The sequence below is a fragment of the Sinomonas mesophila genome (assembly GCF_001999765.1).
In the GTDB taxonomy this organism is placed as follows: domain Bacteria; phylum Actinomycetota; class Actinomycetes; order Actinomycetales; family Micrococcaceae; genus Sinomonas; species Sinomonas mesophila.
This window is the reverse complement of the sequence record NZ_MTIC01000003.1, coordinates 159055-185280: the sequence shown is the minus strand read 5'-3', so window position 1 is coordinate 185280 and position 26226 is coordinate 159055. Positions and strand designations below refer to the sequence as shown.

Here is a 26226-nt window from a genome sequence, read left to right as displayed (position 1 = left end):
TGGAGTAGCCTAGACAGCGTGAGTTCGAACCCCGCGCGCGTCTTCGTCGCCAGGCTGCTCGGCCTCGACGTGTTCGACCCGGTGGGCGACCGTGTGGGGCGGCTTCGCGACGTCGTCGTCATCTCCCGCGGCCAGCGGCCGCCCCAGGCCGTCGGCATCGTCGTCGAGGTCCCCGGCAAGCGCCGAGTCTTCGTCCCGATGACCCGCGTGACGAGCATGGACCAGTCCCAGATCATTACGACGGGCCTCATCAACCTCCGCCGCTTCGAGCAGCGCGGCGCCGAGCAGCTCGTGCTCGGGGACATCTTCGACCGGCGGGTCACCCTCGTAGAGGACGGCACAGCGGACGGCGCCGGGGATGGCGGCGAGGCCATCATCGAGGACCTCGCGATGGACCAGCAGCGCAACGGCGACTGGCTCGTGAGCAAGCTCTTCGTGCGGCGGGCGCCTGAGGGGCGCAGCTTCCGCGGCCTGCGCCGCGGCCCCGCGCAGCTCGTCGACTGGGAGGACACGCGCTACGGGATCGGCCAGGTGCGCGGCGCGGCCCAGTTCCTCGCGACCCACGACGACCTCAAGCCCGCCGACTTCGCCGACGCGATGCAGGAGATGAGCGACGCGCGGCGCCTCGAGGTGGTCTCCGAGCTCCAGGACGAGCGGCTCGCCGATGTCCTCCAGGAGCTCCCCGAGGACGACCAGGTCGAGATCCTCTCCTCCCTCGACCTCGAGCGGGCCGCCGACGTCCTCGAGGAGATGGACCCGGACGACGCCGCCGACCTCCTCGCCGACCTCCCCGCCGAGAAGGCCGAGGAGCTCCTCCAGCTCATGGAGCCCGAAGAGGCGGAGGACGTGCGCCGCCTCCTGCAGTACGACGAGGGCACCGCTGGCTCGGTCATGACGCCTGTGCCCGTGATCCTCCCGCCGGAGGCGACCGTCGCCGAGGCCCTCGCCCACGTCCGCCGCGAGGAGCTGAGCCCCGCCCTCGCCTCGGCCATCTTCATCTGCCGCCCCCCGCTCGAGACGCCGACCGGCCGCTACCTCGGGACCGTCCACATCCAGCAGCTCCTGCGCGCCGCGCCCCCAGAGCAGCTCGGTACGATCGTGGACAAGGCCCTCGAGCCGATGCGGGACCTCGACTCGATCAGCGAGGTCGCCCGGACCATGGCCCAGTACAACCTGAACGCCGTCGCCGTCGTCAACCCCGATGGCCGCCTCGTGGGGGCGGTGACTGTTGACGACCTCCTCGACCACCTCCTGCCGGACGACTGGCGTGTGCACGAGGACGGCGAACCGCTGAAGAAGTTCGGAGGACGCTTTGGCTGAACCCCGCAAGCTGCCCGGTCTGGACACCCCTCTCGAGCAGCGCGGGAGGTTCATGCCGCGGTTCAACCCGGACCCGGACGCCTTCGGCCGCTTCGCAGAGCGCTTCGCCCGCTACATGGGCACCCCGCAGTTCCTCTTCTACATGACGCTCTTCTGCATCGCGTGGCTCGCCTGGAACACGTGGGGCCCCGAGAACCTCCAGTTCGACCCGAGGGCGCTGAACTACACGCTCCTGACCCTGCTGCTCTCGCTCCAGGCCTCCTACGCAGCCCCGCTCATCCTGCTCGCCCAGAACCGGCAGGACGACCGCGACCGCGTCACGATCGAGCAGGACCGTACGCGCAACGAGCGCAGCCTTGCCGACACCGAATACCTCACGCGCGAGCTCGCGTCCCTGCGCCTGTCCCTGCGCGAGGTCGCGACCCGCGACTTCGTCCGCGCCGAGCTGCGCTCGATGCTCGAGGAGCTCACCGAGCAGGAGGAGACCGTGGGCGAGGCCCCGCCCAAGCGGCGCAAGGACAAGAAGAGCCGGCCCCCGCGCACGCAGCAGATCCCCAAGGTCAAGGCGGCGGACGCCCCCGAGCCTGCCGCCCCGGCCACGGAGGGCGAGGCGTGAGCCCGGTCGACCTCGCGGCCGTCCGCGCCGCCCTGCACACCGTCAACGACCCGGAGCTGCGCCGCCCGATCGACGAGCTCGGCATGCTCGAGGACGTCACGGCCGACGGCGGCACGGTCACCGTCCGCGTCTTGCTCACCATCGCCGGCTGCCCCCTGCGCGGGACCATCGACGCGGACGTGCGCGCAGCCCTGGGACGCGTGCCCGGGGTGGAGGAGACCGCCGTCGTGCTCGACGTCATGACCCCCGAGCAGCGACAGGAGCTCAAGGACCGCCTGCGGCCCGAGCGCGGCATCCCGTTCAGCCGGCCAGACTCGCTCACGAAGGTCTACGCCGTGGCGAGCGGCAAGGGCGGCGTGGGCAAGTCCTCGGTCACGGTCAACCTTGCGTCCGAGCTCGCCTCGCGCGGGCTGCGCGTCGGCATCGTCGACGCGGACGTGCACGGCTTCTCCGTCCCGGCGCTCCTCGGCGTCACGGGCTCGCCCACGCGCGTGGACGACATGATCCTGCCGCCCGTGGCCCACGACGTGAAGGTCATCTCGATCGGCATGTTCGTGCAGGGGAACCAGCCGGTCGCGTGGCGCGGCCCCATGCTGCACCGGGCGCTCGAGCAGTTCCTCGGTGACGTGTACTTCGGGGACCTGGACGTCCTCTTCCTCGACCTCCCGCCGGGCACGGGCGACGTCGCAATCTCCGTCTCGCAGCTCCTGCCGAACGCGCAGCTGCTCGTCGTCACGACCCCGCAGGCCGCCGCGGCCGACGTCGCGGAGCGCGCCGGCTCGGTCTCAGCGCAGACCGGCCAGCGGGTGGCGGGAGTCATCGAGAACATGTCCGGCCTGATCCTGCCGGACGGAACGGTCATGGAGGTGTTCGGCTCGGGCGGCGGGGCAAGGGTCGCGGAGCGGCTCTCGGCCTCGCTCGGTGCGCCTGTCGAGCTCCTCGGCCAGGTGCCGCTCGACGTCGCTCTCCGCGAGGGCGGCGATGCCGGGGTCCCGATCGTGCTCTCGCGCCCGGACTCTCCGTCGGCCGCCGCGCTCCGTGCCATCGCGGACCGGCTCGCGGCACAGCCGCGCGGCCTCGCCGGCCGGAGCCTGGGGGTCACCCCGGTCGCGTAGCCCCGCGTCCCGGGAAGGGGACGCTCAGGTCGCCTCGGTGTCGAAGGGGGCGCGCTCCCCCGCCTCGAGCCGCTCGATCCGGCGTTCGGGGGCCGGCGGCGGAGTCTGGGCTGCCGCCGCGGAGGACGTGGCTGCGGCGCCCGCCGCGACCGTGGCCGGCGCGGGCGACTCCTCGAGGAGCGCCTCGCGGATGATCTTCCGCGGGTCGTACTGCCGGGGGTCGTACTTGCGCCAGTCCACCTCGTTGAGGTCGACGCCGGTCTCCTCCTTGAGCTGCTCCCTCGCCCCGGTCGCCATGCGGCGCAGCTCCTTGACGATGTTGGTGAGCTTCTGGGTGTATTCGGGCAGCCGCTGGGGGCCGATCACGAGGATGCCGATGACCAGCAAGAGGATGAACTCGGGGCCGTTGATTCCGAACACGCGTGCAACACTACCGCCTGCCCGCGCGCGCGGGCGATTCCCCCGGGACCGCCGTCATCACGGGCGGCACGAGGCCCCGAAGACGATCCGCAGGCCCCGCCCGATGCGCTCGACCGGGTCCTCGAGGAGCGGCGCTCCGGCCCCGGCGGAGGCGGCCGGTCCCCCCGCGGCCTGGGCGCCCGCCCCGCCGTCGGCGACGCCGACGCGCGCGAGCGAGGACGAGGCCACGACGAAGGACGCCTCGGTACCCTTCAGCGACCCCCGCGCGGGCGGGTCCCCCGCGACGCCGTAGGCGGTCACGGCCAGGGCCGCGACGGCGGCCGCGGTCCCGGCGAGCACCGACAGGCCCGCGCGCAGGGCGCCCGTGCTCCGGCGCTGCACCGAGGCCTCGGCGAGCTCGGCCTGGGCGGCCAAGTGCTGGGTCTGGCGCAGGAGACGTTCCTGAAGGCAGCTGCTCGCCCGCGGGATGTCGGCCTCGCGCAGGGCGGCGAGATAGCGGCGGCGCGCCTCCAGCCTGCCCCGGCATTCGGGGCAGGAGTGCACGTGCTCGGGCGTGGCGGGGTGGCTCTCCCGGCGTAGGCCGGGCCAGCGGGACGCACCCAAGGCCCCTCCTAGCGTAGCCCGCGGGCGACGCGCGGAAGCGCGAGGCGCTTCTTCGCGGACCCGCGGCGGGGGTCCCGGTGGGCCAGCTTCTCCCGCAGGAGCGTGCGGCCGCGGTGGATGCGGCTGCGCACTGTCCCGAGCTTGACGCCGAGGGCGTCGGCGACCTCGTCGTAGGAGAGCCCCTCGAGGTCGCACAGGACGACGGCGGCGCGGAAGTCCGGCGGGAGCTCCTCGAGGGCGGCCTGGACGTCGAGGTCCAGGTTGTTCATCTCGTAGCTGCGCTCGGGGCCCGGCTCCCGGCCGGCGAGGCGGGCCTCGGCGTCGTCGGCGAGCGCGTCGAAGCGGATGCGGCTCCGGCGGCGGGCCTGATCGAGGAAGAGGTTTGTCGTGATGCGGTGCAGCCAGCCGTCGAGCGTGCCGGGCTTGAAGTTCTCGAGGGAGCGGAAGACGCGCACGAACACCTCCTGGGTGAGGTCCTCGGCGTCGTGCTGGTTGCCCGTGAGGCGGTAGGCGAGGCGGTAGACCTTCGCGGAGTGCTGTGCCACGACTTCTTCCCACGTCGGCGGAACCCACGCCTCGGTGGTCTCGTAGGGTGCCTCGGTGGCCGCAGCAGATCCAGCCATCACGTCCACACACCTGCCTTCGCTCGCTCGGTGGGGCCCGCCGGTGACAGCGGGCCACTAGAAGCCCCAGTCTGCCAGTCTTGTCTGGGATTTGCCTGTCTGTTCCGCCGAAGGCGTACCCCAGGCCGCGGGGCGCGAGGCGATAGGCTTGATCAGCCCACCCCACGACGAAAGCGCACCCATGACCTCCGAGAAGTCCAGCAGCTGGTCCTACGCCGAGGGATTCGCCGCGGAGGACGACGTGCTGGCCCGTGCGCGCGAGCGTTCCTTCGAGCTCGGGGTGACGCCCGTGAGCCCCGGCGTGGGGGCGGCGCTGACGGTCCTGGCCGCCGCCGCGAAGGCTCACACGGCCGTCGAGATCGGCACCGGCACCGGCGTCTCGGGGGTGTGCCTCCTGCGCGGCCTCGCGCCGAACGCGGTCCTGACGACGATCGACCGGGACGTCGAGCACCTCAAGGCCGCGCGGACGGCCTTCGCCGAGGCGGGCGTGCCCTCGAGCCGGATCCGGGCCATCACGGGCCGCGCCGCCGAGGTGCTCCCGCGACTGACCGACCGGGCCTACGATCTCGTGCTCGTGGACGCGGACAAGGCCAACGCCGCCGCCTACGCCGAGCAGGCCGTGCGCCTCCTGCGCCCGGGCGGGCTGCTCGTGCTCAACGACGCCCTCGACCGTGACCGGGTCTCGAATCCGGCCTACCGCGAGCCGACGACGGCGGGCCTGCGGAACCTCCACCGGTCCCTGCGCGCCGACGAGCGGGTCTCCGTCTCGATCCTGCCCACGGGCGACGGGCTGCTGCTGGCCGTGCGCCGCTGAGCGCAGGCCCAGCTCGCCCCTGCCAGACGCAAGAGAGGGCCGGTCCCTTCCGGGATCGGCCCTCTCTGGCGAGGCCTGCGGCGGCTACTCGGTGACCCCGACGAGGCATTCCTTGAGCTCGGCGGCCTCCTCGGCGTTGAGCTCGACGACCAGGCGGCCGCCTCCCTCGAGCGGCACGCGCATGATCAGGCTGCGGCCCTCCTTGGTGACCTCCATCGGCCCATCACCGGTTCGCGGTTTCATGGCTGCCATGTGCTCTTCCCCTCCAGTCGGTCGCAGGCACTGTGTGCTGCTGACAACATTACCAGCCGGCATACCTTGCGGTAGGCAAGGACCGGTACGCGCGTGCCGGTCACGGGGGCCAGTCGCCGCCCCCGGGGAGCGGCGTCCACACCCACAGCCAGTGGACCCACACGATCTCAAGCAGGACGAAGAAGCCGAGCGCCGACCACCGGAACGCGCGCGAGCGCGAGACCCCCGCGGCGGCGAGCGCGAGCGGGAAGAGCGGGAGCATCATCCGGAACGTGCTCGTCTGGGGGTGCAGGACGGCGAGCAGGTAGAAGACGTACGCCGCGCACCAGAGCTGCAGCTCGAGGCCAGTCCGGCGCACGGCCGTGCTCGTGAGGGCGAGCGCCGCGACGGTCACGAGGGCGACCGGCGCGAGGCCGCCGGCCACGGGGCCGAAGAGGAACCTCCCCATGTCGATCCACGGGACGAACAGCTCGAGCGGGCCCCCGCGCCAGACCGTCTCGGTCTGGGTGTACGCGGTCATCTCCCCGGTCCCGGCCCACGCGATGGCCGGCCACGCGAGGGCGGAGGCGCCGCTCACGACGGCGAGCGCGGCCAGGCGCACGAGTTCGCCCGCCGTCGTGCCCGCCTCCCGGCGGCGCCACCAGCGCACCGCGAGGAGGGCCGCGAGCGCCAGCGCCATGGGGATGCCGATGGGCCGGGTGAGGCTCATGACGACGACGACGGGCATCGCCGCGACGTACCGGCGCTCGACGGTCCAGAGCAGGGCCCACGCGAGCAGGAGCAGCCCGAGCGACTCGGCGTACGGGACCTGCAGGATGGCGGAGACGGGGAAGAACGCAACGAAGGCGACGCCCCACAGAGCCGTCTCATGCCCGGCCGCCGTCCGGAACAGCCGATAGGCGACGAGGCACGCGCCGAGGCCGGCGAGCAGCGCCACCGCCTGGGCGACGGCCTGCCACGGCAGGCCGCTCGCCGCCGCGAGCCCCTTCACGAGCAGCGGGAAGACCGGGTAGAACGCCCACGCGTTCTCCTGGACGGTGCCGTCCGCGGAGCGCGGGAGCTGGGCGGGATAGCCGTCCCGGATGATCCGGCCGTACCATTCGGCGTCCCAGATCTGCACGAAGCGGGCGTAGTCAGGCTGGGGGCTGTACCAGGGGTTGACCCCCTGGTGGTAGGCGGCCGCGGCGAAGACCGCGAGGCCCACGGCGCGGGACGCCGCGTACACGAGCGCGGCCTGGAGCCACCACGGCCGTGCGGCGACCCACTCGCCGATCCGGCGCGCGGACGCCCCGAGGGCCGCATGGACGGCATACGGCGCGGGAGCCCTGCCCGCGCTCACGCGTCCGTCGGGCTGTCGGCGGCGTCCTCGGCCCGGCGCTCCCGCATCTGCGCGGTGAGCGCCTCGATGAGCGCGGCCTGGACGCCGATCCTGTCGCGCAGCGTCTCGAGGACCTGGTCCACCTGGTCCATGCGGTAGCCGCGGAAGGCGAGGGAGAAGCGCACGCGGTCCACGTCGTCCGGCGTCGGATGCTCGGGCAGCAGCACGGGCGGCAGCTGCGCCGGCGGCTCGTCGAAGCCGTCGGCGGGCTCACCGTCGAGCGCGCGGCGCCCGCGCACGACGCCGGCCGCGAACCACACGAGCCCTGCGGCGAGCACCATGGCGAGGAAGACGAGGAAGAAGCTCACGCCTCCTCCGCTTCCTCGGGATCCGGCGCGGCCTCGACCCACTCTTCCTCCTCGGCGCTGCCGAACATGCCGCCACGGCGCTCGTCGTCGCCGAACCCGGCCAGGACGAGACGGACGGCCTCGTCGGGGGTGTCCGCGACCTGGATGAGGTCCATGTCCGAGGGTGAGATCATGCCGTTGGCCACGAGGGTGCCGCGCAGCCAGTCCAGCAGCGGGCCCCAGAACTCGCTGCCCACGAGGACGATCGGGAAGGACGTCACCTTGCCGGTCTGGACGAGCACCATGGCCTCGAAGAGCTCGTCGAGGGTCCCGAGGCCGCCGGGCAGGACGACGAAGCCGTGCGCGTACTTGACGAACATGGTCTTGCGCGCGAAGAAGTAGCGGAAGTTGATGCCGAGGTCGACCCACGGATTCAGTCCCGTCTCGAACGGGAGCTCGATGCCCAGGCCGACCGACGTTCCGGAGCCCTCAACGGCGCCGCGGTTGGCGGCCTCCATCGAGCCGGGACCGCCGCCCGTGATGACGGCGACGCCGGACTGCGCGAGGAGCCTGCCGATCTCCACGGCCGTCTCGTAGTAGCCGCTCCCAGGCGCCGTCCGCGCCGAGCCGAAGACGCTCACGGCGGGCCCGAGCTCGGCGAGCGCCCCGAAGCCCTCGACGAACTCGCTCTGGATGCGCATGACCCGCCACGGATCGGTGTGGACGAACCGCCCCGCGCCATGGGTGTCCAGGAGGTGCTGGTCTGCGGTGCCCTGCTGGGTCTGGCGGCGGCGCAGCTCGAGCGGGCCCTTGCGGCGCGAGGGCACATGCGCCCGCTGGGGGTCCGGTGCGTTGTCTGGCGCGGAATCGGTGCTCATAAAACCCAAGGCTAGTCTCGCTTCAATCACGATTGCTGTTCGGTGTGTCCCGTTCGGGGCCGCCCGGGACTATGTCCGTTACATTTGCCCTATGACTACCGCCGCCAACTCCGCCGCGCTCGTCTCTGTCAAGGACGTGAACAAACACTACGGCCAGCTCCACGTCCTCAAGGACATCAATATGGAGGTCTCCAAGGGCGAGGTGGTGGTGGTCATCGGTCCCTCCGGGTCCGGGAAGTCCACCCTCTGCCGCGCGATCAACCGCCTCGAGACCATCGAGGGCGGGGCAATCTACATCGACGGCAAGAAGCTTCCTGAGGAGGGCAAGGAGCTCGCGCACCTCCGCGCCGACGTCGGCATGGTGTTCCAGTCGTTCAACCTGTTCGCCCACAAGACGATCCTCGAGAACATCACGCTCGGACCGATCAAGGTCAAGGGCGTTTCCAAGGCCACCGCCGAGAAGGAGGCCATGGCGCTGCTCGAACGCGTCGGCGTCGCCCAGCAGGCGCCCAAGCTCCCCGCCCAGCTCTCGGGCGGACAGCAGCAGCGCGTCGCGATCGCCCGCGCGCTCGCGATGAAGCCCAAGGTCATGCTCTTCGACGAGCCGACCTCGGCGCTCGACCCCGAGATGATCAACGAGGTCCTCGACGTCATGGTCCAGCTCGCCAAGGAGGGCATGACGATGATCGTCGTGACCCACGAGATGGGCTTCGCGCGCAAGGCCGCGGACCGCGTCGTCTTCATGGCCGACGGGCAGATCGTCGAGCAGGCCACGCCGGAGCAGTTCTTCACGAACCCCCAGAGCCACCGCGCGAAGGACTTCCTGTCCAAGCTGCTCACCCACTGACCCTCGGACTGCATCACCTCGCTCGCACCTGGGCCGACCGGCCCGAGAAGAAAGGAATGCTGGAAATGGCACTCTTCGGCACCAAGAAGGCTGTGCTGGCCGCCGCCACCGCGGCGCTCGCCCTCGCCCTGTCCGCCTGCGGCGGGGGAGGCGGCGGGACCGCCTCCCCCGTGGCGAGTCCGACCTTCGCGGCCGGCAGCACCATGGACACGCTGGCCAAGGCGGGCACCATCAAGATCGGCACGAAGTTCGACCAGCCGCTGTTCGGCCAGAAGGGCCTCGACGGCAAGCCCGTCGGCTTCGACGTCGAGATCGGCAAGGCCATCGCCGCCAAGCTCGGCATCTCCGCCGACAAGATCGAGTGGGTCGAGACCGTTTCGGCGAACCGCGAGGCGTTCATCGAGCAGAGCCGGGTCGACATCGTCGTCGCAACCTACACGATCAACGACGCGCGCAAGCAGAAGGTCGACTTCGCGGGCCCGTACTACGAGGCCGGCCAGGCCCTCATGGTGAACAAGGACAACACGACGATCACCAAGCCCGAGGACGTCACGGGCAAGAAGGTCTGCTCCGTCACGGGCTCGACCCCGGCGAAGACCATCGTGGAGCAGTACGGCGCCGAGCTCGTCCCGGCGGCGACCTACTCCGCATGCCTCGAGCCGCTCCGCAACAAGCAGGTCGAGGCCATCACGACGGACAACGTCATCCTCGCCGGCTTCGTGGACAAGGAGCCGGACGCCTTCAAGCTCGCGAGCGAGGAGACCTTCACGAAGGAGCCGTACGGCATCGGCCTCAAGAAGGGCGACACGACCTTCCGCAACTGGATCAACGACCAGCTCGAGGCCTTCGAGCTGGACGGCACGTACAAGAAGGCGTGGGAGGGCACCGCGGGCAAGGTCATCAAGACCGTCCCGGAGCTCCCCAAGATCGACCGCTACTGATTCAGCGTCCATCCGCCTGAACCCGACGCCCGCTGCGCGCCGGTCCCGACCGGCAGCGGCGGGCGTTGCGGTTCTACGACCCGACCAAGGAAGCCCATGGACGTGATCATCGAGAGCCTCCCGATCTACTGGGACGGCTTCCTCCGCACCCTCTTCCTCGCCGCCGTCTCGGGCATCATCGCCCTCGTGACCGGCACCATCCTGGCCGCGATGCGCGTCTCCCCCGTCAAGGCTCTGCGCGGCTTCAGCATGGCGTTCGTCGAGATCGCCAGGAACACGCCGCTGACCATCGTCTTCTTCTTCTGCGCGATCGTGCTGCCCCGCCTCGGCGTCCGCTTCGACCAGTTCGAGGTCGCGGCGATCATCGCGCTCTCCGGCTACACGTCGGCGTTCGTCGCCGAGGCCGTGCGCTCGGGCGTGAACAGCGTCCCCGTGGGCCAGGCCGAGGCCGCCCGGAGCATCGGCCTGACCTTCGGGCAGGTCCTGAACCTCGTCGTCCTGCCCCAGGCGCTGCGCACCGTCGTCCCGCCGCTGATCAACATCCTCATCGCGCTCGTGAAGAACTCCTCGGTCGCCGGTGCGTTCTTCGTGCTCGAGCTCTTCGGCCACGCGCGGCAGCTCGCCAACGACCACGGCGACGCCGTCATGCAGGTCCTCGCAGGAACGGCCGTGTTCTACCTGCTCATGACTGTCCCCCTGGGCATCCTGGCCCACCGCGTCGAGAAGAAGGTGGCGATCGCCCGATGACCAGCGTCCTCTACGACGTCCCCGGCCCGAAGGCCCGCCGCGTCTCGCTCACCGGGTCCGCCATCGGGATCGTCCTCATCGCCGCGGTGCTCGGGTGGGCCGTGTGGACCCTCGCCCAGCAAGGCATCTTCGAGGGCGAGCGGTGGGAGGTCTTCGCGATCCCCGACGTCTGGAGCCTCCTCGCCCAGGGTCTGGGGGCCACGCTGAGCGCCGCCGCCGTCGCGGCCGCCATCGCGTTCCCCCTCGGCCTCGCCTTGTCGCTCCTGCGCATCTCCGCGGTCCCGGCGATCCGGATCCCCACCCAGGTGGTGCTCGAGTTCCTGCGCGGCATGCCCGTGGTCCTGATGATGCTGTTCGTGCTGCTCGTCTTCGCCACGAACACCTTCACCGCCGTCGTCGTCGGCCTCGTGCTCTACAACTCGGCGATCTTCGCCGAGATCATCCGCGCCGGCATCCAGTCGCTGCCCAAGGGCCAGCGGGAGGCGGGCCTCGCGATCGGCCTGACGAGCTTCCAGTCGCGCATGGCCATCGAGCTGCCGCAGGCGATCCGGCGCATGCTGCCCTCGCTCGTGGCCCAGCTCGTGGTGCTGCTCAAGGACACCTCGCTCGGCTACATCGTGGCCTACGAGGAGCTGCTGCGGAAGGTGCAGATCATGGCCGACTTCCTCGGCCCTGACTTCCTCTTCCCGGTGTTCTTCGTGGCCGCGGCGATCTACATCGCGATCAACGTCAGCGTCTCGCGCCTCGCGATCTGGATCGAGCGACGCGGGTCCAAGAAGGCCGCAGGCGGCGTGGTGCACGTCCCCGCCGCGGGTGTCCCGGCCGAGACTGGCGAGGAGAAGGGCGCTTAGCCGAAGCCCTGGCACCGGCCCCCTCGACGCCGAAGGTCACCTCCCCCGGGAGGTGACCTTCGGCGTCGAGGGGGCATCGTCGCTACGGGACGAGCCACGCCTCGAGCGCCGCGAGGCAGGCGTGGACCGCTGCGGCGGAGACGCGCTCGTCGTCCTTGTGGGCCAGGAGCGCATCGCCCGGGCCGAAGTTGACGGCCGGGACGCCGAGCTCCGAGAACCGCGCGACGTCCGTCCAGCCGTACTTGGGCTTGGGCTCCTGCCCGACGGCGGCGACGAAGGCCGCGGCCGCGGGGTGGGTGAGGCCCGGCCGGGCCCCGGACGCCCCGTCGGTGCGCACGACGTCGAAGCCCTCGAGCACGTCGCGCACGTGCTGCTCGGCCTGGTCGATCGTCTTGTCGGGGGCGAAGCGGTAGTTGATCTCGACGACGCACCGGTCGGGGATGACGTTGCCCGCGGTCCCGCCGAAGATCTTCACGGCGTTGAGGCCCTCGCGGTAGTCGAGCCCGTCGACGGTCACGGTCGCGGGCTCGTACGCGGCCAGGCGAGCGAGGATGGGCGCCGCGGCGTGGATCGCGTTGGACCCCATCCACGCCCGCGCCGAGTGGGCCGCCTCCCCCAGGGTCCGCGCCTCGACCCGCAGCGTGCCGTTGCACCCGCCCTCGACCGTGCCGTCCGTGGGCTCGAGCAGGATCGCGAAGTCGCCAGCGAGCAGGCCGGGATGGTTGCGCGCGAGCCGCCCGAGCCCGCTCTTGGCGGCCTCGACCTCCTCGTGGTCGTAGAAGACGAAGGTAACGTCCCACGCCGGCGAGGGGGCGGGCGCCGCCGCGGCCGCGGTCGCCGCCGCGGCCGCGGTCGCCGACGGCGGGGCGCCGCCGTCGTCCGTCACCGCGCCCACCGCCGCGGCCGCGAGGGCCACAGGCCGGGTGGGGAAGAGCCGCGCGGCGAGCGCGAGCTGGACGGCGACGCCGCTCTTCATGTCCGTCGCCCCGCGGCCCCACAGGACGCCCTCCCCCGGCACGCCGTCCCACGACGACGGGACGGTGCCGCGCGCGCCCACGGTGGTCGGGAGGGGCACGGTGTCGAGGTGCCCGGCGAGGATGACGCGCTCGGCGCGGCCGAGCGTGGAGCGGGCGACGACGGCGTCGCCGTCGCGGGTGACCGCGAGGGTGGTCTGCGTGCGCAGCGCGTGCTCGACGGCGTCGGCGAGCGCCCTCTCGCCACCCGAGACGCTCGGAATGTCGAGGATCGCGGCGGTGAGCAGGGCGACGTCCTGAGTGAGGTCCAGCAGGATCGGTGCGGGCGTGGTGGGGGCAGTCACGTCCACCAGCTTAGTTCGGTGGGCCCGAGCCCCGCCGATAGACTGGGAACCATGACTGAGACCCCTGCCGCACCCCGCTCTGCCCACGGCTTCGGCCTCGCCACGATCCACGTGGCCCCGGCCACGGACGGCTCCTCCGGCGAGGCGACCGTCCTCGACGTGTGGTTCCCGGCCCCGGCGCTCGGCACCGCCGCCGAGCACCTCTCGGACGACGCCGTCGTCGACGCCGCCCCGGCCGAGCTCGTCGCCGCCGCGGAGAACGGCGACGACGCCGAGCGCGGCACGCAGACGAAGGTCGTCTTCGTCCAGATCGACCTCGACCAGCCCCCGGCCGACACGGCCGACGCCTACCTGCGCCTGCACCTCCTCTCGCACCGGCTCGTCACGCCCAACTCGATCAACCTCGACGGCATCTTCGGCAAGCTCGCCAACGTCGTCTGGACGAACTTCGGCCCGTGCCTGCCCGCGGGCTTCGAGATGACCCGGGCCCGGCTCCGCCGCCGCGGCGCCGTCACGGTGTACGGCGTCGACAAGTTCCCCCGCATGGTCGACTACGTCGTCCCCGGGGGCGTGCGCATCGCCGACGCCGACCGGGTGCGCCTCGGGGCCCACCTCGCCGAGGGCACGACCGTCATGCACGAGGGTTTCGTGAACTTCAACGCCGGCACGCTCGGCACCTCGATGGTCGAGGGCCGCATCTCCGCGGGCGTCGTCGTGGGCGACGGCACCGACGTCGGCGGCGGCGCGTCCATCATGGGCACCCTCTCGGGCGGCGGCAAGGAGCGCATCACGCTCGGCGAGCGCGTCCTGCTCGGCGCCAACTCGGGCGTCGGCATCTCGATCGGGGACGACTCCGTCGTCGAGGCCGGCCTGTATGTCACTGCCGGCACCCGCGTGCGGATCCCGGGGTTCAAGGACTCGTTCGGCGAGGACGCGGAGAAGGTCGTCAAGGCCGTCGAGCTGTCCGGCCAGCCGAACCTCCTGTTCCGCCGCAACTCGACGACCGGCCAGGTCGAGGTGCTCGCCCGCGCCGGCCAGACGGTCGAGCTCAACGAGGCCCTGCACGCCAACTGACCCGTCCCCGCGTGGGCGTGCTGCGGACCGGTGCGCCCCTGCGGGGAGCCGGCGCCCCGCCGGTCCCTCAGCCACCACTAGGAGCATCACCGATGGCCCTGGCCCGCAGAGTGCGGCGTGCCCTCACCATCGTCGTCGCCGTCGCCCTCGCGGCCGTGGGCGTCTACATCGCAGCGGTCGTCCTGAACCGCAGCGAGACCCCCATCGTCGAGGGCTGCACGGCCCCGCTCGGCGACGGCCGGCAGTCCCTCGCGACGGACCAGGCGGCCAACGCCTCGCTCGTCACGGCGATCGCCGTCCGCCGCGGCCTCCCCCCACGGGCGGCGACGATCGCCCTCGCGACCGCCATGCAGGAGTCCAAGCTCCGCAACATCTCCTACGGGGACGGTGCCGGCCCCGACTCGCGCGGGCTCTTCCAGCAGCGGCCCTCCCAGGGCTGGGGCACGGAGGCGGAGATCATGGACCCGGTGTACGCGACGAATGCGTTCTACGACGTCCTCATCGGGGTGGAGGGCTACGAAGGGCTGTCGATCACCGACGCCGCCCAGAAGGTCCAGCGTTCGGCGTTCCCCCAGGCCTACGCCCAGCACGAGGACATGAGCCGGGCGTTCGCCTCAGCCCTGAGCGGACATTCGGAGGCAGCCCTGACGTGCACCCTCCGCAAGCCCGAGGCCGCGGGGGACGTCAAGGCGCTCCGTTCCGAGCTCACTCTGGCCTACGGCGCGATGGATGCGAGCACCGCGGGCCGCACGGTGAGCATCCCTACTGAGGGCACGCTCGGGTGGTCGATCGCCCAGTGGGCGGTCGCCAACGCGAAGGAGCTCGCCGTGACCCAGGTCGACGTCGCGGGCCACTCGTGGGTGCGCGACGGCGGCAAGGGCTGGGGCGAGTCCACGGCGCCCCACGGCGTCGTCTCGATCACGCTCGCCGAGGCGCCCTAGGGGCCCGCCCGGGCGGCCCGGGGGCCTCAGACGAGCAGCTCGACGACGGGCTGCAGATAGCTGCGGAAGGCCCCACTGTCCTCCAGGAGCGACTGGCTCATGATGAGCTTGTCGGCGTCGACGAGCCACGCGCGCTCCTGGGCGAGCGGGAGCTCGATGATCGTGAGCGAGAAGTCGCGCGCCTCGTTCCCGACCTCGAGCTGCCGGGCCTCAACGATCTCGCGCAGAATGTCGGTCGAGCCCGATTCCTCGCGCGTGCGCTCGAGCCGTTCGTACTCGCTGCGCCGCTCGCGCGCCCAGGTGAGCGCCGTGCCGAAATGCGCCTGCAGGGAGCGCTGGAGGGCCGGGGCCCCCTCGAACGCGGCGAAGCCCGGCGGGGTCAGCTCGGGTGTCATCTCCGGATGACTGCGGATCAGGTCCCCCCACCAGGCCTCCCACTCGCGCCGCAGGGCGGGCACGCCGCCTACGTGCGCGGTGAGCTGGTGGTGGTCGGTCTCGCGGACCTTGGGCTGCGCGGGGGCGATAGGAGGCATCCCGGCGCCGTTGAGGCCCGCGCTGTCCTTAAGGTAAAGCGCCAGGAGCATGGGTCCTGACGTGTCCATGGTGATCTGCCATCCGGGTCCCCCAGTGTGGTGCATGGGTTGTTACACTCCTTGCCGGTCTGCTCTCCCAGTGTATTCCCGCACCGAGGTCCCGGCGGGACCCGGCGAACGCCTCACGTGGGAACTGCAGCGCCGACGCTCGCGACCTGCGCGCGCAGGACGGCCAGGCACAGCCCGGCATCGAGCCACTGTCCCTGCAGCATGGCGTGCAAGCCGAGCCCCTCGACGACAGCGAGCAGCCGTTCCGCCTCGCGGACGAGCTCCTCCCGCCCGGCCCCGGGGCGCAGGGCCAGCACGGAGCGGCCAACGGCGGCGGCCACGGCCCGATGGCTGCGCTCAGCAGTCGTGGAGAGCTCGGGGCGCGTCCGGGCCGCGAGCTTGAACGCGGTCCAGACGCAGAGGTCGACGGCGCGCGGCTTGTCGAGCGGCAGGAGCTGGCACAGCTGTGCCACGACAGCGTCCTCAAGGCCGCCGCGAGATGCGCCCGGCGGCGAGCCCGCGCCGTCGTCCGCGCCCGGGGACGCGTCCTCGAGCCGCTCCAGGACCGTGTCCACGACAGCCTCGAAGGACTGCACGAGCAGGTCGGTCGAGGTCGCGAAGTAGTGCCGCACCGAGCCGACGACGAGGCCGGCCTCCGCGGCGACCTCGCGCAGCGAGACGCGCTCGAGTCCGTCCGCGACGACGATCCGCTTGACGGCTTCCACGACGTCACGGCGACGCGCGGCGGCGTCCACGAATCTGGGCACCCGTCCTCTCTAGCACACTCGTGCCCTGACGCCGCGCAACACATCGGCCTGCCGCCGCGGCGGAGCCGCCCGCTGGCTAGGATGGACGGCATGCGCATCCTCGTCACCGGCGGCACCGGCTACATCGGCTCCCACACGGTCCTGACCTTGCTCGAGGCGGGTCACGACGTCGTCGTGGTCGACAACCTCGTCAACTCGAGCCCGGAGGCCCTGCGCCGGGTCGGCGAGCTCGCCGGCCGCGAGGCCGCCTTCGTCGAGGCGGACATCACCGACGAGGCCGCGCTCGATGCGGCGTTCTCCGACCACTCGCCCGAGGCCGTGATCCACTTCGCGGGCCTCAAGGCCGTGGGCGAGTCCGTAGGCATCCCGCTCGACTACTACCACAACAACGTCGCCGGCACGATCTCGCTCCTGCGCTCGATGGACCGCCATGCCGTCCGCACGATCGTCTTCTCCTCCTCCGCGACCGTCTACGGCGAGCACAACCCGACGCCGTACGTGGAGAAGATGGAGATCGGGGCCATGAACCCCTACGGGCGCACGAAGGAGCAGATCGAGGACATCCTCAGCGACCTCGGCGCCTCCGACCCGCGCTGGCGCATCGCGCTCCTGCGCTACTTCAACCCCGTCGGCGCGCACCCCTCGGGCCGCATCGGCGAGGACCCGCAGGGCATCCCGAACAACCTCGTGCCGTTCATCGCCCAGGTCGCCGTCGGCCGGCGCGAGAAGCTCATGGTCTTCGGCGGGGACTACGACACGCCCGACGGCACGTGCCTGCGCGACTACATCCACGTCGTCGACCTCGCCGAGGGCCACGTCGCCGCCCTGAACTACCTCACCGACCACGAGGGCGTGCACCGCTGGAACCTCGGCTCAGGCACTGGCACGAGCGTGCTCGAGATGCACGCAGCGTTCGAGAAGGCCGTCGGGTCGCCCATCCCCTACGAGATCGCGCCCCGCCGCCCCGGCGACCTGCCCGCCTTCTGGGCCGACCCGTCCGCGGCGCTCGCCGACCTCGGCTGGTCCACCGTGCGAACCGTCGAGCAGATGTGCGAGGACCACTGGCGCTGGCAGAAGAACAACCCCATGGGCTACGCCCCCTCCTGACCCCGCCCGTCTCGGGTACGTATCTCGACGCCCTTTCGGCATTCCGGGTACGGATCAGGACGCCGATCTCTGGTTTCTGGTACCGGACCCCAGGGATTGCGACGGCGGAGGGCGGCTTCCGCGCGGAAGCCGCCCTCCGCCGTCGTCCGCGGCGGGACCAGCACGCGGGCCCGGAACAGACGACGACGGCCGGCGCCTCCCAGCGGAAGGCACCGGCCGTCGTCGTACCAGAAAGCCCGGAAGCCCGTCGAGGTCCGTACCTGAAACGCGGAAAACGCGTCGAGATACGTACCCGAAAGGGGTGGGGTTAGCGCACGGGGTAGTCGCGCTTCTCCTCGCCGATGTAGAGCTGGCGCGGGCGCCCGATCTTGGTCTGCGGGTCCTTGATCATCTCGCGCCACTGGGCGATCCAGCCCGGCAGGCGGCCGATGGCGAACAGGACCGTGAACATCTTCTCCGGGAAGCCCATGGCCTTGTAGATGAGGCCCGTGTAGAAGTCGACGTTCGGATACAGCTTGCGCTGGATGAAGTAGTCGTCCGCGAGGGCCTTCTCCTCGAGGCGCATGGCGATGTCGAGGAGCTCGTCGTTGCCGCCGAGCTTGGAGAGGACCTCGTGCGCGGTGGCCTTGATGATCTTCGCGCGCGGGTCGTAGTTCTTGTAGACCCGGTGCCCGAAGCCCATGAGGCGGACGCCGTCTTCCTTGTTCTTGACCTTCTCCATGAAGTCCTCGGGCTTGATGCCCTCGGACTGGATGCGGCGGAGCATGTTCAGCACGGCCTCGTTGGCTCCGCCATGCAGCGGTCCGAAGAGCGCGTTGATGCCGGCCGAGACCGAGGCGAAGAGGTTCGCGTTGGCGCTGCCGACGAGGCGCACGGTCGAGGTCGAGCAGTTCTGCTCGTGGTCCGCGTGCAGGATGAGGAGCGTGTCGAGGGCCTTCACGATGAGCGGGTCGAGCTCGTACGGCTCGGCGGCCAGACCGAAGGAGAGGCGCAGGAAGTTCTCCACGAGGTTCATGGAGTTGTCCGGGTACAGGAGGGCCTGGCCGATCGACTTCTTGTGCGCGTAGGCGGCGATGACGGGCAGCTTCGCCATGAGGCGGATCGTGGAAAGCTCCACCTGCTCGTCGTTGAACGGGTCCAGGGAGTCCTGGTAGAAGGTCGACAGCGCGGAGACGGCCGAGGACAGCACGGGCATCGGGTGCGCATCGCGCGGGAAGCCCGCGAAGAAGTTCTTGAGTTCCTCGTGCAGGAGGGTGTGCCGGCGGATGCGCTGGTCGAAGGAGTCCAGCTCCGAGGCGGTCGGCAGGTTGCCGTAGATGAGGAGGTAGGACACCTCGAGGAAGTTCGAGTGCTGGGCCAGCTGCTCGATGGGGTAGCCGCGGTAGCGCAGGATCCCCTCATCGCCGTCGATGAACGTGATCGCCGAGGTCGTGGCTGCCGTGTTCATGAAGCCCGGGTCGAAGGTGACGGCGCCCGTCTCCTTGAGCAGCTTCGAGACGTCGTAGCCGTCGTTTCCCTCGACGGCGGCGATGCGGGGGAGCTGGAGGTCTCCCCCCTCGTGGCGCAGAAGGGCGCCGTTCATCTCAGTCATGGTTCCCCTTCAAGAGGTAGCTCGCAACATTCCTAAGCTACTCCCAGATCCGCACGTGCACTAATCGGCCCGGAGGTCCTGTGAGTCCGCTCACAAACGCTTTACTACCGGCGCGTGAGCCGCTCCACCGCGGCGTCGACGCGCTCGTCGGTCCCCGTCAGCGCCACCCGGACGAAGCCGGAGCCGGCCTCGCCATAGAACACCCCGGGGCCGACGACGATGCCGAGCTCGGCGAGCCTGCCCACGGTCGCCCACGTGTCCTCGCCCGCGGTGCACCACAGGTAGAGGCCGGCCTCGGAGTGGGAGAGCGTGAGGCCGAACGCCTCGAGCGCGGGCACGAGGCGCTCGCGCCGGGCGCGGTAGAGATCCTTCTGCGCCTCGACATGGTCGGCGTCGGCGAGGGCCACGCGCATCGCCTCCTGCACGGGGAAGGGCATGATCATGCCCGCGTGCTTGCGGCTGTTGACGAGGTTCGGCATGAGCTCGGGCGCCCCCGCCACGAAGGCGGCCCGATACCCGGCCAGGTTGGACTGCTTGGACAGCGAGTACACGGACAGCAGGCCCGTGAAGTCGCCCCCGCTGACGCGCGGGTCGAGCACGGACGGGACGGCCTCGCCGCCTCGCTGGACGTCCCACGAGCCCCAGCCGAGCTCGGCGTAGCACTCGTCGGAGGCCACGACGGCGCCGAGCGAGCGGGCGCCGTCGACGACGGCGCGCAGCTCGTCCGCGCCGCGCACGGCGCCGGTGGGGTTGCCCGGGGAGTTGACCCAGACGAGCCGCACTCGGGCGAGCGTCTCGGCGTCGAGCTCGTCCAAGGAGTCCGCGGCGACGGCGGTGGCGCCGGCCAGGCGGGCTCCGATGTCGTAGGTCGGGTACGCGACGGTGGGCCGAACGACGACGTCGCCGGGCTCGAGGCCGAGGAGGAACGGCAACCAGGCCACGAGTTCCTTCGAGCCGATGGTCGGCATGACGGCCTGCTCGTCGAGGCCCGTCACGCCGCGGCGCCGCTCGAACCACTCGACGACGGCCTCGCGTAGCGCGCGGGTGCCGTGGACGGTCGGGTAGCCGGGCGCGTCCGCGGCCGCGCGGAGGGCCTCTTGGACGACCTCGGGGGTGGGGTCGACGGGCGTCCCAATGGAGAGGTTCACGGCGCCGTCGGGGTGGCCCTTTGCCGTCGCGGCGTAGGGGGCCATGGCCTCCCACGGGTAGTCGGGAAGGTCGAGGCCGAAGGACCTGGCGGGCGCGGCGGCCCCGGGCGCACCGGCGACGCCGCTGCCGTTCTGCACGCTCAGTGGTCTTGGTTCTGCGGGGGCAGGACAGCGATGAGCGGGTGGTCCTTGCCCGTGTTGCCGACCTTGGCGGCGCCGCCGGGCGAGCCGAGGTCGTCGAAGAACTCGACGTTGGCCTTGTAGTAGTCCGCCCACTCGTCGGGGACGTCATCCTCGTAGTAGATGGCCTCGACGGGGCAGACCGGCTCGCACGCGCCGCAGTCGACGCATTCGTCCGGGTGGATGTACAGGGACCGCTCGCCCTCGTAGATGCAGTCGACCGGGCATTCCTCGATGCAGGCCTTGTCCTTCACATCCACGCACGGCTGTGCGATCACGTAGGTCACGGTGACACCCTCTCTTGTTTCATCCCCCGCTCTCCCGCGGCCGAACGAGCCTATTATCCCCGACGCGCAGGCGCCAATCCACCCGGACACGTGGCGTAGCATCCGCATCCCGCTGCCTGTGCCAGGATGCGCGCCCGAGGCGCGTGCCTACGATGGACCGTGCCCGATTCCCCCGCCCCCGTCCCGCCCGACGCCCCCCGGGAGGCCCCGCGGGACACTCCCCCTGTCGCGGCCCTGAGACGCCTCGCCCCCGGCACGCGCGTCGTCGTGCGTTACCGGATCGGGCAGGGCTTCACCGACGCGCTCGGCGACCTCCTCTCCTGCACCGCGGATGAGGCGAGCGTACGCACCCGCCGGGGCGACGTCGTCGTGCATCTGGCCGACGTGGTCGCGGCCAAGCCCGTGCCCCCTCCCCCGCCGCGGCGCGCCGCTCGCTTCGGGACGCACGACGGCGGGCCGCTCCCCTAGCGCGCGACGGCCGCCGCCGCGCCAGACCCCCGGCCTGCAGGACCCGCGGCCTGCCCGGACTCCGAAGATTGGCACCGGTCTCGCCACGAGGGCGGTGCTTGGCTGCGAGACCGGCGGGGAAGCGACCTGTCTCGCGGGGAAGGCCCGGTTTCGGGCCAGCACGGTCCCCTCCCGTGGCGCGGCCCCGCTTGCGGTCCCGCTGGTCGGGGAAGGCGAGAGGCCTTGCCAGGTCCACGGTGTGACAGGGCCCGCGGCCTGACCGGGTCCGCGGCCTGACCGGGCTCCGAAGATTGGCACCGGTCTCGCCACGAGAGCGGCGCTTGGCTGCGAGACCGGCGGGGAAGCGACCTGTCTCGCGGGGAAGGCCCGGTTTCGGGCCAGCACCGGTCCGCGGAAGACCGGTCCCCCGCGAGCGCGCGGCGCCGGCGGCGGGACGGTCGCTCACGGCATGCGCCCAGGCGGCCGAGTAATTGGTAAGAGTCAATCGCTCCGGGCATAGAGTTGCTGCATGGCCGCCACCGACGACGCCGCGAAGGCCCGGGCGCTCAGCTCCCCAGTGCGCCTGCGGATCCTGCGGCTGTGTCTGCATCAGGCCCGGACGAACAAGGAGATCGCCGGGCTGCTCGGGATCAACCCCGCCTCGTGCCTGCACCACGTCCGCACGCTCGTCGCGACGGGATTCCTCGAGGCTCAGGAGGAGCGCCGCGGAACGCGCGGGGCGCGCGAGGTACCCTACCTGGCCACGCGCCGCTCGTGGAGCCATGTCGAGGGCGTCGCGCCGATCCTCATCGAGGCGTTCATCCAGGAGACGGCGGCCCTCGCGCCCGAGGATATCGAGGTGTGGCGGCTCGGGCTCAAGCTCAGCGCGAAGCACCGCGAGGAGATGCTCGCGAGGCTGCGGGACGTGGTCGAGGAGTACCGGGCCATGCCCAGCGACCCCGACGGCGAGGCGACCTCGCTCATGATTGCCCACCACCGAGACCCCACCGCCTGACATTTCGGGTACGTATCTCGCCACGCTTTCAGGCTTTCGGGTGCGCATCTCGCCACGGATTCTGGGTTCCGGGTACGAGGCCCCGGCTGCGGACCGGCCCCGGACGACGACGAGCGGCGGCTTCCGTGCGGAAGCCGCCGCTCGTCGTCGTGCGCCCGGGCACGAGCGCTCCCGAAACGGCGAAAGCGCGTCGAGATACGTACCCGAAACGGGGGTGGGGTTAGGCGCGGGCGCGGGCGCGCGCGGCCTTGATGCGCTCGTTCGCGTCGAGGATGACCTTGCGGATGCGGATGTCCTCGGGGGTGATCTCGACGCACTCGTCCTCGCGGGCGAACTCGAGGGATTCCTCGAGCGTGAGCGTCTTCGGCGGGGTGAGGCCCTCGAAGGAGTCCGCGGTGGAGGAGCGCATGTTGGTGAGCTTCTTCTCCTTGGTGATGTTCACGTCCATGTCATCGGCGCGGGAGTTCTCGCCGACGATCATGCCCTCGTACACCTCGGCGGTGGGCTGGACGAAGAACGTGCCGCGCTCCTGCAGGTTGATCATCGCGAACGGGGTCGCGACGCCCGCGCGGTCGGCGATGAGGGAGCCGTTGGTGCGGTACTCGATCTCGCCGGCCCACGGCTCGTAGCCCTCGGAGATCGAGGACGCGATGCCGGCCCCGCGGGTCTCGGTGAGGAACTTGGTCCGGAAGCCGATGAGCCCGCGAGCGGGGACCATGAACTCCATGCGGACCCAGCCGGTGCCGTGGTTGGACATGTTGGTCATGCGGCCCTTGCGCGCGGCGAGGAGCTGCGTCACGGCGCCGAGGTACTCCTCGGGCACGTCGATGGTCATGTGCTCCATCGGCTCGAGGACCTGCCCGTCGACCTTCTTGGTCACGACCTGGGGCTTGCCGACCGTGAGCTCGAAGCCCTCGCGGCGCATCTGCTCGACGAGGATCGCGAGGGCGAGCTCGCCGCGGCCCTGGACCTCCCACGCGTCGGGGCGCTCGGTGGGCAGGACGCGGATCGAGACGTTGCCGATGAGCTCCTTGTCGAGGCGGTCCTTGACCTGGCGCGCGGTGACCTTGGCGCCCTTGACCTTGCCCGCGAGCGGGGAGGTGTTGATGCCGATCGTCATCGAGATCGCCGGGTCGTCGACAGTGATGAGCGGCAGCGGCTGCGGGTCCTCGGCGTCGGTGAGCGTCTCGCCGATCGTGATGTCCTCGATGCCGGCGACGGCGACGATCTCGCCCGGGCCCGCGGCGTCGGCCGGGACGCGCTCGAGCGCCTTCGTGGCGAGCAGCTCGGTGATCTTGACGGTCTTGAGCGTGCCGTCCTGGCGGGCCCAGGCGACCTGCTGGCCCTTGCGGAGCGTGCCGTTGTAGATGCGCAGGAGCGCCAGGCGGCCGAGGAACGGCGACGCGTCGAGGTTGGTCACGTGCGCTTGGAGGACGCCCTCGGGGTTGTACGTCGGGGCCGGGATGTGCTTGAGGATCGTCTCGAACAGCGGCTCGAGGTTGTCGTTCCCAGGCACGGCGCCGTCGGCCGGCTGCTCGAGGGAGGACGCACCGACGCGGGCGGCGGCGTACACGACCGGGACGTCGAGGACCTTGTCGAGGTCGAGGTCCGGGACCTCGTCCGCGAGGTCCGAGGCGAGGCCGAGGAGAAGGTCCATGGTCTCGTGGACGACCTCGTCGATGCGCGCGTCCGGGCGGTCGGTCTTGTTGACCACGAGGATGACCGGCTTGTGCGCGGCGAGCGCCTTGCGGAGCACGAAGCGCGTCTGCGGGAGCGGGCCCTCGGACGCGTCGACGAGGAGGACGACGCCGTCGACCATCGAGAGGCCGCGCTCGACCTCGCCGCCGAAGTCGGCGTGGCCGGGGGTGTCGATGACGTTGATCGTGATGCCCTCGGGCTCGCCCGCCTCCGCCGCAGCGGGGCCGGCGTAGCGCACCGTGGTGTTCTTGGCGAGGATCGTGATGCCCTTTTCGCGCTCGAGGTCGCCGGAGTCCATCACGCGGTCCTCGACTTCGCCGTGTGCGGCGAAGGAGTTGGTCTGCTTGAGCATCGCGTCCACGAGGGTGGTCTTCCCGTGGTCGACGTGCGCGACGATGGCGACGTTGCGCAGGTCGGCGCGCGAGGCCAGAGTGGTTTCAGACATACGGAAAAGCTCGATTCGTTCGACGGCGGGGTCCCGGCGCGTCCGGACGGCGGACGGCACAGTGGAGCGGACCCTCAGCAGGCCAGCACCACTATTTTACTGTGCGGACAGGGCCGTCGCCGACGGCCCCGTACTGTGCCGGCCGGGATCCCGCCGACGCTGCCGTCCGGCCGTGGGCTACAGCACCTCCGGCGGCAGGAGCAGCTTGCCGCCGGGGATGGCGTCGAGCAGGGCCCGCGTGTAGTCCTTCTCGGGCGAGTCGAAGACCCTGTCGGTCGTCCCGGTCTCGACGAGCCGTCCCTTCTCCATGACGCACACGTGGTCCGCGATCTGCCGCACCACCGCGAGGTCGTGCGTGATGAACAGGTACGTGAGCCCGAGCCGCTCCTGGAGTTCGGCGAGGAGGTTCAGCACCTGGGCTTGGACGAGCACGTCGAGGGCCGAGACCGCCTCGTCGCAGATGATCACCTCGGGGTCGAGGGCGAGCGCCCGCGCGACCGCGACGCGCTGGCGCTGCCCGCCCGAGAGCTCGTTCGGGTACCGCTGCATGGCCGACTGAGGCAGGGCGACCTGGTCGAGCAGCTCCCGGACCTTGAGCTCGCGCGTCGCCCGATCGCCGATCCGGTGCGTGCGCAGCGGCTCCTCGATGGTCCGGTAGATGTTGTACATCGGGTCGAGGGAGCCGTACGGGTCCTGGAAGATCGGCTGGACGCGCCGCCGGAACGCGAACAGCTGCCGCCTGTCGAGCCCGGCCGTGTCGATCCCGTCGAACACGATCCGCCCCGACGTGGGCGCGAGGAGCTGCAGGACCATCTGCGCCACCGTCGACTTGCCCGAGCCCGACTCGCCGACGAGCGCCGTCGTCGTGCCGCGCTGCACGCGGAAGCTCACGCCGTCGACCGCGGTGAAGTCGGTCCCCCGGCCGAGGCCCGTGCGGAGCCGGAAGACCTTCGTGAGGTCCTCGATCACGAGCACGTCGTCCGACGGCGCCTCTGGCACCGCCGCGGCGGGCACCTCCTCGGCCTCGATCGCCTCTGCCGTCGTCGCCTCGGCCTTCTCCGCGGCCTTCTCGACCGCCTCGGCCGAGGGCGTCAGGAGCTCCCCGGACTCGAGCCCGGCCTCCTTCGCGACCTGGATGCGCCGGGACGCGAGCGACGGGGCCTTGGCCACGAGCCGCTGCGTGTAGGGGTGCAGGGGGTTGCGCAGGAGCTCGAGCGACGGCCCGGATTCGACGACGCGGCCCCGGTACATGACGACGACCTTGTCGGCGCGCTCGGCGGCCAGACCGAGATCATGGGTGATGAGCAGGACCGAGGTGCCCAGCTCGGACGTCATGGTCTCGAGATGGTCCAAGATCCTGCGCTGGACCGTGACGTCGAGCGCCGAGGTCGGCTCGTCGGCGATAAGCAGCTTGGGCGAGCACGAGAGGGCGATCGCGATGAGGGCCCGCTGGCGCATGCCCCCGGAGAATTCGTGCGGGTACTGCCTCGCCCGGCGTTGGGCATCCGGCAGGCCGGCCTCGGCGAGGACGCGGGCGACGTCGGCCGGGCCGTCCGGGCGGCCGTTCGCCCGGAGCGTCTCCCGCACTTGGTAGCCGATCCGCCACACGGGGTTGAGGTTCGACATCGGGTCCTGGGGCACCATCCCGATGGTGTTGCCGCGCAGCTCGATCATGCGCCGCTCCGGCGCGTGGGCGACGTCCTCGCCGTCGAGCAGGATCTGCCCGGCCGAGACGCGGCCGTTGCCGGGCAGGAGGCCGATCGCGGCGAGCGCCGTCGTCGACTTCCCCGACCCGGACTCCCCCACGATCGCGACCGTCTCCCCCGGCATGATCGTCAGGTCCGCCTTCCGGACGGCGTGGAGACTTCCGCTGCCCGTCGTGAACGTGATGGCGACGTCCCGCATGTCCAGGATCGGGCGCCCGCCGGCCGGCAC

At 71.3% G+C, this 26226-nt stretch carries 28 protein-coding genes; 13 read left to right on the top strand and 15 right to left on the bottom strand.

Features of this window, described 5'->3' with window-relative positions; all coding sequences use genetic code 11:
- The first annotated feature begins 18 nt into the window (after positions 1-18).
- From BV907_RS12225 to BV907_RS12215, 3 genes are read left to right on the top strand one after another with little or no spacing between them, the layout of a single operon-like run.
- Positions 19-1320 carry a magnesium transporter MgtE N-terminal domain-containing protein gene (locus BV907_RS12225; RefSeq protein ID WP_077489999.1) on the top strand — a complete coding sequence of 434 codons (1302 nt, stop codon included), beginning with the start codon at positions 19-21 and terminating at the stop codon, positions 1318-1320.
- 52 nt (positions 1321-1372) lie between these two features.
- Positions 1373-1936 (top strand): DUF1003 domain-containing protein, encoded by a 564-nt coding sequence (locus BV907_RS12220; RefSeq protein WP_077489998.1) that lies wholly within the window; start codon positions 1373-1375, stop codon positions 1934-1936.
- The gene (locus BV907_RS12215) at positions 1933-3051 is read left to right on the top strand and encodes an Mrp/NBP35 family ATP-binding protein (RefSeq protein WP_077489997.1); all 1119 of its coding nucleotides are present in this window, start codon (positions 1933-1935) and stop codon (positions 3049-3051) included. Before BV907_RS12220 ends, BV907_RS12215 begins: the two co-directional genes overlap by 4 nt.
- 24 nt (positions 3052-3075) lie before the next feature.
- Here BV907_RS12215 and BV907_RS12210 read toward each other — a convergent pair whose 3' ends face one another.
- From BV907_RS12210 to sigE, 3 genes are read right to left on the bottom strand one after another with little or no spacing between them, the layout of a single operon-like run.
- Positions 3076-3471, bottom strand: coding sequence for a twin-arginine translocase TatA/TatE family subunit (locus tag BV907_RS12210; protein WP_077489996.1), 396 nt, complete (start codon positions 3469-3471; stop codon positions 3076-3078).
- Between the two features lie 57 nt (positions 3472-3528).
- Entirely contained in the window at positions 3529-4074 is a 546-nt protein-coding gene (locus BV907_RS12205) for a hypothetical protein (RefSeq protein WP_139346751.1), read from the bottom strand.
- 8 nt (positions 4075-4082) lie between these two features.
- Positions 4083-4697 carry an RNA polymerase sigma factor SigE gene (gene sigE, locus BV907_RS12200; RefSeq protein WP_077490223.1) on the bottom strand — a complete coding sequence of 205 codons (615 nt, stop codon included), beginning with the start codon at positions 4695-4697 and terminating at the stop codon, positions 4083-4085.
- 181 nt (positions 4698-4878) lie between these two features.
- Between sigE and BV907_RS12195 the strand changes: the two genes are divergently transcribed.
- Positions 4879-5511: an O-methyltransferase gene (locus BV907_RS12195; protein WP_077489994.1), complete on the top strand. Its 633-nt coding sequence runs from the start codon at positions 4879-4881 to the stop codon at positions 5509-5511.
- An 84-nt stretch (positions 5512-5595) separates the two neighbouring features.
- Here BV907_RS12195 and BV907_RS12190 read toward each other — a convergent pair whose 3' ends face one another.
- The 4 genes from BV907_RS12190 to BV907_RS12175 form a co-directional block, all read right to left on the bottom strand.
- Positions 5596-5763 carry a DUF3117 domain-containing protein gene (locus BV907_RS12190; protein ID WP_077489993.1) on the bottom strand — a complete coding sequence of 56 codons (168 nt, stop codon included), beginning with the start codon at positions 5761-5763 and terminating at the stop codon, positions 5596-5598.
- Between the two features lie 100 nt (positions 5764-5863).
- Positions 5864-7102: a hypothetical protein gene (locus BV907_RS12185; protein ID WP_245827944.1), complete on the bottom strand. Its 1239-nt coding sequence runs from the start codon at positions 7100-7102 to the stop codon at positions 5864-5866.
- The gene (locus tag BV907_RS12180) at positions 7099-7449 is read right to left on the bottom strand and encodes a DivIVA domain-containing protein (RefSeq protein WP_245827943.1); all 351 of its coding nucleotides are present in this window, start codon (positions 7447-7449) and stop codon (positions 7099-7101) included. The genes BV907_RS12185 and BV907_RS12180 overlap by 4 nt, the downstream gene beginning before the upstream one ends.
- Positions 7446-8306, bottom strand: a complete 861-nt coding sequence (locus BV907_RS12175; RefSeq protein ID WP_077489992.1) for an LOG family protein — start codon at positions 8304-8306, stop codon at positions 7446-7448. Before BV907_RS12175 ends, BV907_RS12180 begins: the two co-directional genes overlap by 4 nt.
- A 91-nt stretch (positions 8307-8397) precedes the next feature.
- Between BV907_RS12175 and BV907_RS12170 the strand changes: the two genes are divergently transcribed.
- The 4 genes from BV907_RS12170 to BV907_RS12155 all read left to right on the top strand — a co-directional run bounded on the left by BV907_RS12170 (position 8398) and on the right by BV907_RS12155 (position 11692).
- Positions 8398-9153, top strand: coding sequence for an amino acid ABC transporter ATP-binding protein (locus BV907_RS12170; protein WP_077489991.1), 756 nt, complete (start codon positions 8398-8400; stop codon positions 9151-9153).
- A 65-nt stretch (positions 9154-9218) separates the two neighbouring features.
- Positions 9219-10094 carry a glutamate ABC transporter substrate-binding protein gene (locus BV907_RS12165; protein ID WP_077489990.1) on the top strand — a complete coding sequence of 292 codons (876 nt, stop codon included), beginning with the start codon at positions 9219-9221 and terminating at the stop codon, positions 10092-10094.
- A gap of 96 nt (positions 10095-10190) precedes the next feature.
- Positions 10191-10841: an amino acid ABC transporter permease gene (locus BV907_RS12160; protein WP_077489989.1), complete on the top strand. Its 651-nt coding sequence runs from the start codon at positions 10191-10193 to the stop codon at positions 10839-10841.
- Positions 10838-11692: an amino acid ABC transporter permease gene (locus BV907_RS12155; protein WP_077489988.1), complete on the top strand. Its 855-nt coding sequence runs from the start codon at positions 10838-10840 to the stop codon at positions 11690-11692. The genes BV907_RS12160 and BV907_RS12155 overlap by 4 nt, the downstream gene beginning before the upstream one ends.
- A gap of 82 nt (positions 11693-11774) precedes the next feature.
- Here BV907_RS12155 and dapE read toward each other — a convergent pair whose 3' ends face one another.
- The gene (gene dapE / locus BV907_RS12150; RefSeq protein WP_077490220.1) at positions 11775-13010 is read right to left on the bottom strand and encodes a succinyl-diaminopimelate desuccinylase; all 1236 of its coding nucleotides are present in this window, start codon (positions 13008-13010) and stop codon (positions 11775-11777) included.
- Between the two features lie 51 nt (positions 13011-13061).
- Here dapE and dapD point away from each other — a divergent pair, with 51 nt between their 5' ends.
- The gene (gene dapD / locus BV907_RS12145; RefSeq protein ID WP_077489987.1) at positions 13062-14084 is read left to right on the top strand and encodes a 2,3,4,5-tetrahydropyridine-2,6-dicarboxylate N-succinyltransferase; all 1023 of its coding nucleotides are present in this window, start codon (positions 13062-13064) and stop codon (positions 14082-14084) included.
- Between the two features lie 92 nt (positions 14085-14176).
- Positions 14177-15025: a transglycosylase SLT domain-containing protein gene (locus tag BV907_RS12140; RefSeq protein ID WP_077489986.1), complete on the top strand. Its 849-nt coding sequence runs from the start codon at positions 14177-14179 to the stop codon at positions 15023-15025.
- A gap of 26 nt (positions 15026-15051) precedes the next feature.
- Here the strand turns inward: BV907_RS12140 and BV907_RS12135 are convergent, their stop codons facing one another.
- Both BV907_RS12135 and BV907_RS12130 read right to left on the bottom strand, forming a co-directional pair.
- The gene (locus tag BV907_RS12135; protein ID WP_077489985.1) at positions 15052-15663 is read right to left on the bottom strand and encodes a hypothetical protein; all 612 of its coding nucleotides are present in this window, start codon (positions 15661-15663) and stop codon (positions 15052-15054) included.
- Positions 15664-15740: 77 nt separating this feature from the next.
- Complete coding sequence (locus BV907_RS12130; RefSeq protein WP_077489984.1) at positions 15741-16373, bottom strand: TetR/AcrR family transcriptional regulator; 633 nt, start codon at positions 16371-16373, stop codon at positions 15741-15743.
- A 90-nt stretch (positions 16374-16463) separates the two neighbouring features.
- Between BV907_RS12130 and galE the strand changes: the two genes are divergently transcribed.
- On the top strand, positions 16464-17480 hold the full coding sequence (galE, locus tag BV907_RS12125) for a UDP-glucose 4-epimerase GalE (RefSeq protein ID WP_077489983.1): 1017 nt from the start codon (positions 16464-16466) through the stop codon (positions 17478-17480).
- Between the two features lie 307 nt (positions 17481-17787).
- On the opposite strand, the gene BV907_RS12120 is transcribed toward galE, so the two are convergent.
- The 3 genes from BV907_RS12120 to fdxA all read right to left on the bottom strand — a co-directional run bounded on the left by BV907_RS12120 (position 17788) and on the right by fdxA (position 20686).
- A complete protein-coding gene (locus BV907_RS12120) occupies positions 17788-19071 on the bottom strand; it encodes a citrate synthase (RefSeq protein WP_077489982.1) in 1284 nt (427 codons plus the stop codon).
- 104 nt (positions 19072-19175) lie between these two features.
- Complete coding sequence (gene dapC / locus BV907_RS12115) at positions 19176-20357, bottom strand: succinyldiaminopimelate transaminase (protein ID WP_281250864.1); 1182 nt, start codon at positions 20355-20357, stop codon at positions 19176-19178.
- A gap of 2 nt (positions 20358-20359) precedes the next feature.
- The gene (gene fdxA / locus BV907_RS19125; protein ID WP_077489981.1) at positions 20360-20686 is read right to left on the bottom strand and encodes a ferredoxin; all 327 of its coding nucleotides are present in this window, start codon (positions 20684-20686) and stop codon (positions 20360-20362) included.
- 159 nt (positions 20687-20845) lie between these two features.
- Here fdxA and BV907_RS19685 point away from each other — a divergent pair, with 159 nt between their 5' ends.
- Entirely contained in the window at positions 20846-21154 is a 309-nt protein-coding gene (locus BV907_RS19685; RefSeq protein ID WP_342745552.1) for a putative acetyltransferase, read from the top strand.
- Positions 21155-21662: 508 nt separating this feature from the next.
- Positions 21663-22148 (top strand): ArsR/SmtB family transcription factor, encoded by a 486-nt coding sequence (locus BV907_RS12100; protein WP_077489980.1) that lies wholly within the window; start codon positions 21663-21665, stop codon positions 22146-22148.
- Between the two features lie 220 nt (positions 22149-22368).
- Here BV907_RS12100 and typA read toward each other — a convergent pair whose 3' ends face one another.
- Positions 22369-24291 (bottom strand): translational GTPase TypA, encoded by a 1923-nt coding sequence (gene typA, locus BV907_RS12095; protein ID WP_077489979.1) that lies wholly within the window; start codon positions 24289-24291, stop codon positions 22369-22371.
- Between the two features lie 177 nt (positions 24292-24468).
- Positions 24469-26196 carry a dipeptide ABC transporter ATP-binding protein gene (locus BV907_RS12090; RefSeq protein WP_245827961.1) on the bottom strand — a complete coding sequence of 576 codons (1728 nt, stop codon included), beginning with the start codon at positions 26194-26196 and terminating at the stop codon, positions 24469-24471.
- Between the last annotated feature and the right edge of the window lie 30 nt (positions 26197-26226).